We start from the raw sequence: 10,230 nt of genomic DNA, 5'->3' as shown, positions 1-10,230 counted from the left end.
TCATCTTATCCCGCCGGTAGGCGGGCTTCATCTTCCGGCGGAGCAGCCTGCGGCGGAGCTGGGACGCCTGGTCGAGGTGATGGCCCCTCGCCCGACCTGCGCGGTGTAGTGGCCCGCTCGGCTGTTCGAGTGGCGTTTTCCCCTCAAAGGGACGCTGCCGTCCCCCTGACGGGTGGATAGCGTCGAGGTCGTTGGGGGCTTCGACTGTTCCGGCATCCCGCCGCCGCCGCGATCGGCGGCGCCTTCCGACCGCGCGTTTCCCCTGCGCGACCACCACGTCCGGGAGGTGTCCGAGGTGATGTCGAGATCACGGAGGCGGGTCGGGTGGGCAGCCGCCGCCCTCGCGGCCGGGTTCGCGGCCGGCACGGCGACCGGGGTCGCCGCCGGCGAGCCGGACCGGCGCGACCCCGCGGACCGGCGGGCCGGCGCGCCCACGTCGGTCACCCTCGTCACGGGCGACCGGGTGGTGCTCGACGGCACCGCGTCGCGCTCGATCAAGGCCGGTCCCGGCCGCGAAGGGGTCCGCTTCCACACGTTCCGGCGGGACGGCCGGCTGCACGTCGTCCCGGACGACGCCGTCAAGGCGTTGGCCCGGGGCAGGCTGGACCCGCGCCTGTTCGACGTCACGGGCCTGGTCGAAGCCGGCTACGACGACGCGAGGCGCGACACCGTGCCGCTGATCATCACCGGCGACCGGCAGCCGGCCGGCGTCCACGTCACCCACGCCTTGCCCGCCGTGAACGCGGTCGCCGCACAAACCCCGAAAACCAGTGCCGCCACCACCTTCCGGACACTCCTGGACGACCCGGACGTCAAGAAGGTCTGGCTCGACGGCCTCCGCCGGCCCACCCTCGACCGCTCCACCGCCCAGATCGGCGCACCGACCGCGTGGGACGCCGGGTTCACCGGCAAGGGCGTCAAGGTCGCCGTCCTGGACGGCGGGGTGGACGGCACGCACCCCGACCTCGCCGGCCGGGAAGTCGCCGAGCGGAACTTCACCGAGGACCCGGACGCCACCGACGTCAACGGGCACGGCACGCACGTCGCGGCCACCATCGCGAGCAACGGCCCGAAGTACCGGGGCGTGGCGCCGGACGCGCAGATCCTCGACGGCAAGGTGTGCGCCCTCTACGGCTGCGCGGAGTCCTGGATCCTCGACGGCCTCCAGTGGGCCGTGGACCAGGGCGCGGACGTGGTGAACCTCAGCCTCGGCGGCGACGACACGCCCGGCCTCGACCCGCTGGAAGAAGCGGTGAACACCCTGTCCGCGCGGACCGGCGTCCTGTTCGTCGTCGCGGCGGGCAACTCCGGCGGCACCGCCACCGTCGGCTCGCCCGGCAGCGCGGACGCCGCGCTCACCGTCGGCGCGGTCGAGCGCGACGACGCCATCGCGCCGTTCTCCAGCCGCGGCCCCCGCCTCGGCGACGGCGCGGTCAAGCCCGACCTCACCGCCCCCGGCGTGGACATCGTCGCGGCCAGGGCCGCCACGGGCTCGATCGGCACCCCGGTGGGCGACGCCCACGTCGCCGTCTCCGGCACCTCCATGGCCACCCCGCACGTCGCCGGCGCGGCAGCCCTGCTCGCCCAGCAACACCCCGACTGGACCGGCGCGCAGATCAAGGCCACCCTCATGGCCTCCGCCAAGAACAACCCGGCACTGTCGGCCTTCGACCAGGGCACCGGCCGCGTCGACCTCGCCAAGGCCATCACCACCACGGTCACCGCCGAGCCCGCCGGCCTGACCATGGGCACGCACCCGTGGCCGCACGGCGACGACACGCCGGTCGCCAAGGACCTGACCTACCGCAACAGCGGCACGGACGCCGTCACGTTCGCCGTGTCGGTCGAGGCCAGGGGGCCGGACGGCGACCCCGCGCCCGCCGGTCTCCTCGCCGTCACGCCCACCACCGTCACCGTTCCCGCGGGCGGCGAGGCGACGGTGACCGTCACCGCGAACACCCAAGTCGGCAGCACCGACGGCGCGTTCTCCGGCACGGTCGTCGCCGGGGACCTCCTGCGCACCCCGGTCAGCGTCGCGCGCGAGGCCGAGAGCTACGACGTCACCACGACGTTCCTCGACGCCGACGGCCGGGAGCCCGCGCTGTACAGCTCCGTGCTGATGGGCGTGGACAACGACGAGTTCGCGTTCCTGGAGGACGACGACAACACCGTCACCACCCGCCTGCCCAAGGGCGAGTACATGGTCTACGCCAACGTCGTGACCGGTGACGGGGCGGGCCAACGGGTCGCCGTGCTGGCGCAGCCGTCGCTGTCGGTCACCGGGGACACCACGACCGTCTTCGACGCCCGCACCGCCAAGCCGATCTCGGTCACCCCGCCCGACCCGGGCGCGGTCGCGGCGATCGGCGACATCGGCCTCGACCGCCGGTCCGGCGACCGGCGGATCGGGCTCGGCGTGGCGTTCCTCAACGGGTTCACCGACGACCTCGCGCTGGGTCACGTCGGCCCGACGCTGCCCGACGACCAGCTCGAAGTCGTGATCGGCGCGCAGTACGCGGGCACCCCGGTCGGCAACACGCCGGTGCGCCACCGGTTCGGGTGGGTCCGGCACGGCCGGGTGCCGACCGGGTTCGTCCGCGCGCCGGCCAGGCGCGAGCTGGCCGAGGTGCGGACCGCGTTCGGACCCGGCCCCGACACCGACGAGTTCACCCACGGCGGCAGCCTCGTCACCGAGGCCGGCTCCGGCGGCTGGGCGGTGCTGTTCCCCGCGCCGCCGGGCGGCGACACCATCGACTACGTCAACACCCGCGACATCCGGTGGCGGTGGCAGCTCCTCCAGGTCGCGAAGGCCGCGTTCGACGTCCGCGCGAACTACTCGACGGCGGACCGCACGTACCGGCCCGGCGACCGCGGCCGCGAGCGGTTCAACTTCCCGGTGTTCGGCCCCGGCCTGCCGGCGTCCCGCTACGAGTACCTGGGCCGGCTCGGCGACCGGCTCATGGTGCAGGTGCCGCTGGTCAACGACGGCGCGGACAACCTGGGCGGCTCGGCGTACGCGTCCGCGCGCACCACCCTGCACCGCGACGGGCAGAAGATCGCCGAGACCCCCGCGCCGGGCGGCGAGTTCGCCGTGCCGCCGGGCACGGCCCGCTACCGGGTCGAGACGGACTTCGTCCGGTCGCCGGGCGTGTCCGAGCTGAGCACCCGGGTCACCGGCGCGTGGACGTTCCGCTCCGACACCGTGCCGGGCGAGCGGAGCCGGAAGCTGCCCCTGTCGGTCGTGCGCTTCGCACCCCGACTGGACGCCGACGGCGGCACGCCCGCCGGACGGCTCCTGCGCGTCCCGCTGACCGTCGAGCAGCAGCAAGGCGCGGACAACGGGCGCGTCCACAAGGTCGAAGTCGACGTGTCCTTCGACGACGGCAAGACCTGGGCAAGGGTTCCCGTCGTCGGCGGCGCGGCACTCGTCCGCAACGCCGACCGGGCGGGCTACGCGTCGTTGCGCGCCAAGGGAACCGACAGCAAGGGCAACACCTTCGAGCACGCCGTGATCCGGGCCTACCGGCTCACGGCGTGACGGGCGGCGGGGAGGGGCGTCCGGTCGCGGGCGTCCCTCCCCGCCTCACGGCAGGTTGGTGATCAGCTCGGCGGCGGGCACGCGGGTGCCGGTGTAGAAGGGGATCTCCTCGCGGACGTGGCGGCGCGCCTCGGTGCCGCGCAGGTGCCGCATCAGGTCCACGATCCGGTGCAGCTCGTCGGCCTCGAACGCGAGGATCCACTCGTAGTCGCCCAGCGCGAACGACGCCACCGTGTTCGCCCGCACGTCCGGGTAGTCCCGCGCCTCCTTGCCGTGGTCGGCGAGCATGCGGCGGCGGTCCTCGTCCGGCAGCAGGTACCACTCGTAGGACCGCACGAACGGGTAGACGCACACGTACTTGCGGGCTTCCTCGCCCGCCAGGAACGCCGGGATGTGGCTGCGGTTGAACTCGGCCGGCCGGTGCAGCGCGACCTGGCTCCACACCGGGGTGGACGCCCGGCCCACGGCGGTGCGGCGGAACCCGGTGTAGGCCTGCTGGAGCTGCTCGATCTCCTCGGCGTGCCACCAGACCAGGTAGTCGGCGTCCGCGCGCAGGCCCGCCACGTCGTACACGCCGCGCACCACGACACCCTTGGCCTCCAGGCCGTCCAGGTACTCCTGCGCCTCGGACGCGGCCGGGCCGCGGTCGTCGGGCAGGCGACCGGGCTCCACCCGGAAGACCGACCACATGGTGTAGCGGATGGTGTCGTTGAGTTCGTTGTAGTTCAGGCGGGCCATGGGTCCAATCCTCTCACCCGGCGGACCGGGCCGAGCACGTGAGCGGCGACACGGGCGGCCGCCGCGTGGCCCGTCGCGACGCACGCGGGCAGGCCGACGCCGTGCAGCGTGGCGCCCGCCACGGCCAGGCCGGGCACCTCGGCGACCGCGTCCTCGATGCCCCGCACCAGGTCGAGGTGGCCCACCCCGTACTGCGGCAGGCCGCCACCCCAGCGGGTGACGGCGGTGTCGATCGGCTCGGCCGTGACGCCGGTCAGCCGGCGCAGGTCGTCCCGGACGGCGGCGACCAGCTCGTCGTCGTCGCGCTGGAGCAGGTGGGTCTCGCCGTGCCGGCCGACGCTGCCGCGCACCAGCACCGGGCCGCCGGCCAGGTGCGCCCACTTGCGGCTGGAGAAGGTGAACGCCTTCGCGGTGAACGGCACGCCGTCGGCGTCCCGCTCGCCCTCGGCCAGCAGCACGCCGGACCGCTCGGGCAGCGCCGTGCCGGGCGGCAGGGCCAGCGCCACCACCGCCATCGACGCCAGCTCGACCTCGGCGTAGCGGCGGGACGCGGCGGGCGCGACGTCGGCGAGCAGCCTGCGGGCCGCGGGCGCGGGCACGGCCAGCACGACGCCGTCCACGTCCAGGTGTTCCGGCGCGGCGGCGGAACCGATCTCCAGCCGCCACCCCCGGTCGAGCCGGGTCAGGGCGCGCACCGGCAGGCCGAGCCTGATCGCGGCCCCGGACGCCTGCGCCAGGCGTGCCACCAGCGTGGACAGGCCGTCGCTCAGGGTGCCGAAGACCGGCGGTCGGGTGACACCCGGTGGTGGCGGCGGGGGCACGGCGGACGCGGCGGCGGCCAGCAGCGAGCCCGCGCCCGCGTCCAGTGCAGCGGCCAGTTGCGGCATGGTCGCGCGCAGCCCGAGCACGTCGGTGCGGCCCGCGTAGACGCCGCCGAGCAGCGGCCCGACCAGCCGGGCGTCCACCTCGGGGCCGAACCGCTCGCGCAGCAGCGCGCCCACCGGCACGTCCGCGCCGGCCAGCCGGATCGGGGGGAGGTCGGGTTCGGCGGCGACCCGGCGCAGGCCCTCCGGCGACAGCACCCCGCGCACGGTGTCGACCGATCCGGGGACGCCCATCAGCGTGCGTGGCGGGATGGGCCTGGTGTCGCCGGCGGCGTGGACGCTCGCCGCGGCCTTCGTCGGGTGGACGACCCGGTCGGCCAGGCCCAGCTCGGCGACCAGGTCGGCGGCCTCGGGGCGGCGGTGCAGGAACGCCTCCGCGCCCACGTCGTAGGCCACGCCGGCGACCTCGACGGTGCGCAGCTTGCCGCCCAGCCGGTCGGCCTGCTCGACGACGGTGATCCCCGCGTCCGGCCCGAGCAGCCGCCGCAGCCGGTGCGCGGCGGCGAGGCCGGAGAGCCCGCCCCCGACCACCGCCACCCGCGTCGCGCTCATCCGGCCCGGTGCACCAGCTCGACGGCCCGCGTGATGACGTCGGGGTCGGTGTCGGGCAGCACGCCGTGGCCGAGGTTGAAGATGTGCCCGGCGGCGGCGCGGCCCTCCCGCTTGATCCGCTCGACCTCGCGTTCCAGCGCGGGCAGGCCCGCGAACAGCAGCGCCGGGTCGAGGTTGCCCTGCACGACCGGTTTCGGCAGGTGGGGCGCGGCCTGTTCGAGCCGCCGCACGGCCACGTCCAGCGGCGTGCGCCAGTCGACGCCGACCACGTCCGCGCCCGCCTCGCGCATCGCGGGCAGCAGCTCGCCCGTGCCGACGCCGAAGTGGATGCGCGGCACCCCTTCGACGCTCTGCAGCACCCGGGTGGAGTGCGGCAGGACGAACTCGCGGTAGTCGCGCTCGGACAGCGCGCCCGCCCACGAGTCGAACAGCTGCACCGCCTTGACGCCCGCGCGGACCTGCACGCGCAGGAACTCGGCGGTGATGCCCGCCAGCCGGTCCAGCAGCGCGTGCCACAGGTCCGGGTCGCCGTGCATGAGCGCCTTGGTGCGCTCGTGGTGCTTGCTCGGGCCGCCCTCGACCAGGTAGGAGGCCAGCGTGAACGGCGCGCCGGCGAAGCCGATCAGCGGCACGTCGCCGAGCCGGTCGTTGAGCAGCCCGATGGCGTCGGCCACCGGCCGCACCTGCTCCTCGTGCAGCTCGGGCAGGGCGTGCACGTCGGCGGCGGTCTGGACCGGCTTGGCCACCACCGGCCCGGTGCCCGGCACGATGTCCAGGTCCACGCCCGCGGCCTTGAGCGGCACGACGATGTCGGAGAACAGGATCGCGCCGTCCACGTCGTGGCGGCGGACCGGCTGCAGGGTGATCTCGCAGACCATCTCCGGGTCGAGGCAGGCGTCCAGCATCGCGGTGCCTTCGCGCAGCCGGCGGTACTCGGGCAGGGAGCGGCCCGCCTGGCGCATGAACCAGACCGGGGTGCGTGACGGCTTCCCGCCGCGCGCGGCGACGAGCAACGGGGCTTCGGTGATGTCGTTCATCTCGCCCGCCATCGTCCCACGGGGTGGGCGGTCGGCATCTTCGGGCGTGCGGTCCCGGGACGCGGCGTGCCGCGCTCACGTTCCGAGGTTTAGGGGCCTACAGTCCGTGGTGTGACGGAGCCCGAACTGTTCCAGCGGGCGGTGGCGACGCTCCGGTCGGTGCGCACCAGGCCCGAACTGGAGTTGACCGAGGTGCGCCCGCCGCAGCGGCTCGCGCCTTGGGCCTTCGCGCTGACCGCGGAGGTGACCGGGCCCGCCGACGAGCTGTCCACGGGACGGCTCGTGCTGCTGCACGACCCCGACGGGGTGGAGGCGTGGTCGGGGGTGTTCCGGCTGGTCGCGTACGTGCGGGTGGAGCTGGACGCGGAACTCGCCGCCGACCCGCTGCTGCCCGAGGTCGGCTGGTCGTGGCTGGTGGAGGCGCTGGAGGTGTCCGGGGCGGCGTTCCTGGCGCTGGGCGGCACCGTCACCCAGACCTCGTCGGCGCGGTTCGGCGACATCGCCGGCCCGGCCCGCACGGACGACCTGGAACTGCGCGCCTCGTGGACCGCTCGGACCGCCGAGCTGGCCGCGCACGGCAGCGCGTTCTTCGACGTCATGGCCACCGCCGTGGGCCTGCCGCCGGTGGGCGTGAGCACGCTGCGCTGACGGCCCGCGTCGAGTTGTCCACAGGGGCGGCCCGACGAGCCCTTCCCGTCGCCCCGAGCCGGCAGAATCAAGACAGGGGTCCCCTGGGGGGTACCTCTGCGGCAGCGAGCGACAGCGCCGATCGCTCGACCACCGCGAGCGTCCCGCCGGTCCCAAGCCCCAGGCCCTGAGCCCTGAGCCCTGAGCCCTGAGCCCCGCAAGGTTCCGCCGCACACCCGTCCCGCTCAATCCCGCGGATCCTGCGGAGCACCTGTCTCGCCCGGCGGCCCGCAGATCCTGCGGAAGACCCGTCCCGCCCGCGGCCCGCAGATCCCGCCACACGCCCCGTCCCGCCCGTTCCCGCAGGTCCGACCGGTTTCACCGGGCCGCCGACCCTCGCCGATCCCGCAGGTCGAGCCCCGGCGTCCAAGACCGGGAGCATCACCGTTCCTCGCCCGCCACGAACCTCCGGGCCGGCGAGATCCGGGTCAGGCCGGGGTCAGTCGTTGGCGCGGAGCACCCGCAGCACGTTGCCGCCGGCGAGCTTGGCGCAGTCGTCCTCGCTCCACCCCCGGTCCAGCAGCGCGCCGATCAGCTCCGGGTAGCACGAGACGTCCTCCATGCCCTCCGGCAGGCTCCGCGTCCCGTCGTAGTCGCCGCCGAGCCCGATGTGGTCGATGCCCGCCACCTCCCGCGCGTGGTCGAGGTGCGCCAGCACGTCGTCCATGGTCACGCGCGGCGTAGGGCCGGCGTCGGGCCAGGTGTCCGCGAACCGGTGCCGGGCGTCGAGGTCGTTGTGGTTCTCCCCCGCCGCCTCCATCGCGGCCCGCAGCCGGGCGTCCCAGTCGACGTACGCCTGCGACAGGAACTGCGGCACGAACGTCACCATGCACACGCCGTCGTTGTCCCGGAGCCGCGCCAGCACGTCGTCCGGCACGTTGCGCGGGTGGTCGGCGACCGCCCGGCAGGACGAGTGGCTGAACACGACCGGGCGTGTCGAGACCTCCAGGGCGTCACGCATCGTGGTCGGGGCGACGTGCGACAGGTCGACCAGCATGCCGAGCCGGTTCATCTCCCGCACGACCTCGCGCCCGAAGTCGGTCAGCCCGCCGTGGACCGGCTCGTCGGTCGCCGAGTCGGCCCACCCGGTGTTCTCGTTGTGGGTGAGGGTCATGTACCGGACACCGAGCCGCCGCAGCGCCCGCAACACGCCCAACGAGCCGTTGATGCTGTGTCCGCCCTCCGCGCCGATCAGGGAGGCTATCCGCCCGTCCCGGAAGGCCCGTTCGGCCTCGTCGGCGGTGGTCGCGATGCGCAGGTGCGCCGGGTAGCGGTCGGCGAGGGCGTGCACCAGCTCCACCTGCTCCAGCACGGCGGTCACGGCTGCGTCGCCCGCCAGCCGGCACGGGACCCAGACGGACCAGAACTGGATCCCCAACCGGCCCTCGCGGGCCCGCACCAGGTCCGTCTGCAGCGCGGGCTGCCGGACGGTCAGGTCCACGGCCGAGACGCACGAGACCGGATCGACCGCCGTTGACTTTTCACCGAACTCGTCCGAGAAGGTGAGGTCCCGCAGAGCCCACGGCAGGTCGTTGTGCCCGTCGGCGAGGGGCGCTCGGGCCAGCAGTTCCTCGGCCCGGCCCCGACCCGTGGTGCTCGCCACCCGCAACTCCTTGATGTCGTCGTGAGAACCGTTCGCGTTACGCCCTCGATCGAGTTGTCAGCCGATCGTGTGACAACGGAGGCCAACAGTGACAACTCATTCGGGATAGATACCCGATTGATCGTCCCGTAGACCCGCTTGGGCGGCTACGCTGCCCCAGACGACACCACTTTCGGTCGATCAGTGGCGCGGCTGATTGGACGAAAGTCCCGGTGCCGGTCGGGGGGCACGACCGACTCCAGGGAGGTAGTGACGTGGCTGCCGTCGGCTTAGGTCAGGCCGTTCGTACCACGCCAGCCGGCACGTTGCCGGCGAACATGGTCCCGCACCCGCGGGAGGAGCTTTTTTCAGTGCTGGTGGTCGACGACCACCCACTGCTGAGGGAGGCGATATCGGCTCGGCTCACCCAGATGGGAGCCGGGACAGTGCATGAGGCGGCTTCGGTTGCGGAGGCTCGGGCGCGGGCACTCGCCACCGGACCGTGCGACCTCGCGATCCTCGATCTGGGTCTGCCGGATGGCACCGGCATCGACCTGGTCACGGAACTCCGTGCCCAGGGCTGGCCCCGCATCGTGGTCCTCGCGTCCTCCGACGACCCCTACGCGGTCAGGTCGGCCTTCCAGGCGGGCGCCCAGGCGTACCTGCTGAAGTCCGCCTCGCCGATGGTGGTCACCGACGGGGTGCGCAGGGTCCTCGACGGGGGCGTCTACGCGGACCCGAGCGTCGCGCCCGTGCTTGCCGCGGGCACGAGGGTGCCGGGCACCGACAACACGCCGCGGGAACTCTCCGCGCGTGAGGTCGAGGTCCTCCAGCTGGTCGCCGATGGCCAGAGCAACAAGGAGATCGGCGAAGCGCTCAGCCTTTCCGCGCTGACGGTGAAGAGCCACCTGTCGCGGATCGGGCGCAAGCTGGGCACCGGCGATCGGGCTCAGATGGTCGCGCTGGCCATGCGTGCCGGCGTGATCCGCTGAGCAGGTCGGCACACTGAACCGGCCGAACACACCCGCGAGTGGTGCGTTCGTCGTAGGGTCTTCCGCCGTGGACGTACCCTCCGACGAGCCAACCGAACCAACCGGTGCTGATCCGGTGCCGCTGGTGGAACCCGCTGACGGGGTTCCGCCTGTCGTCGCCGACGCACCGTCGGCGGGGGGGGGGGCGGGCGGCCGCCCCGCGCGGCCGCGGGGCGCGGGG

Annotated in this window: 7 protein-coding genes; 3 read left to right on the top strand and 4 right to left on the bottom strand. The window is 74.1% G+C overall.

Annotated elements, in window-relative coordinates:
• Positions 1 to 298 precede the first annotated feature (298 nt).
• Positions 299 to 3,538: a S8 family serine peptidase gene (locus ACFXGA_RS07770; RefSeq protein ID WP_378085293.1), complete on the top strand. Its 3,240-nt coding sequence runs from the start codon at positions 299 to 301 to the stop codon at positions 3,536 to 3,538.
• Positions 3,539 to 3,583: 45 nt separating this feature from the next.
• Here ACFXGA_RS07770 and hemQ read toward each other — a convergent pair whose 3' ends face one another.
• Genes hemQ through hemE form a run of 3 tightly spaced genes read right to left on the bottom strand, consistent with a single transcriptional unit; the run spans position 3,584 to position 6,761 of the window.
• Entirely contained in the window at positions 3,584 to 4,276 is a 693-nt protein-coding gene (hemQ, locus tag ACFXGA_RS07765) for a hydrogen peroxide-dependent heme synthase (RefSeq protein ID WP_378085291.1), read from the bottom strand.
• Entirely contained in the window at positions 4,264 to 5,712 is a 1,449-nt protein-coding gene (gene hemG / locus ACFXGA_RS07760; protein WP_378085289.1) for a protoporphyrinogen oxidase, read from the bottom strand. The genes hemQ and hemG overlap by 13 nt, the downstream gene beginning before the upstream one ends.
• Positions 5,709 to 6,761, bottom strand: coding sequence for a uroporphyrinogen decarboxylase (hemE, locus tag ACFXGA_RS07755; protein WP_378085287.1), 1,053 nt, complete (start codon positions 6,759 to 6,761; stop codon positions 5,709 to 5,711). The genes hemG and hemE overlap by 4 nt, the downstream gene beginning before the upstream one ends.
• 99 nt (positions 6,762 to 6,860) lie before the next feature.
• On the opposite strand from hemE, the gene ACFXGA_RS07750 reads away from it, so the two are divergent.
• Entirely contained in the window at positions 6,861 to 7,397 is a 537-nt protein-coding gene (locus ACFXGA_RS07750) for a DUF3000 domain-containing protein (protein WP_378085285.1), read from the top strand.
• Between the two features lie 478 nt (positions 7,398 to 7,875).
• On the opposite strand, the gene ACFXGA_RS07745 is transcribed toward ACFXGA_RS07750, so the two are convergent.
• A complete protein-coding gene (locus tag ACFXGA_RS07745; RefSeq protein WP_378085283.1) occupies positions 7,876 to 9,039 on the bottom strand; it encodes a dipeptidase in 1,164 nt (387 codons plus the stop codon).
• Positions 9,040 to 9,356: 317 nt separating this feature from the next.
• On the opposite strand from ACFXGA_RS07745, the gene ACFXGA_RS07740 reads away from it, so the two are divergent.
• Entirely contained in the window at positions 9,357 to 10,010 is a 654-nt protein-coding gene (locus ACFXGA_RS07740) for a response regulator transcription factor (RefSeq protein ID WP_181320591.1), read from the top strand.
• The last annotated feature ends 220 nt before the right edge of the window (positions 10,011 to 10,230 follow it).

This window comes from Actinosynnema sp. NPDC059335 (genome assembly GCF_042752395.1).
Classification (GTDB): domain Bacteria; phylum Actinomycetota; class Actinomycetes; order Mycobacteriales; family Pseudonocardiaceae; genus Actinosynnema.
The sequence above is the reverse complement of the archived record's forward strand: the minus strand, read 5'-3'. Positions and strand labels throughout refer to the sequence as shown.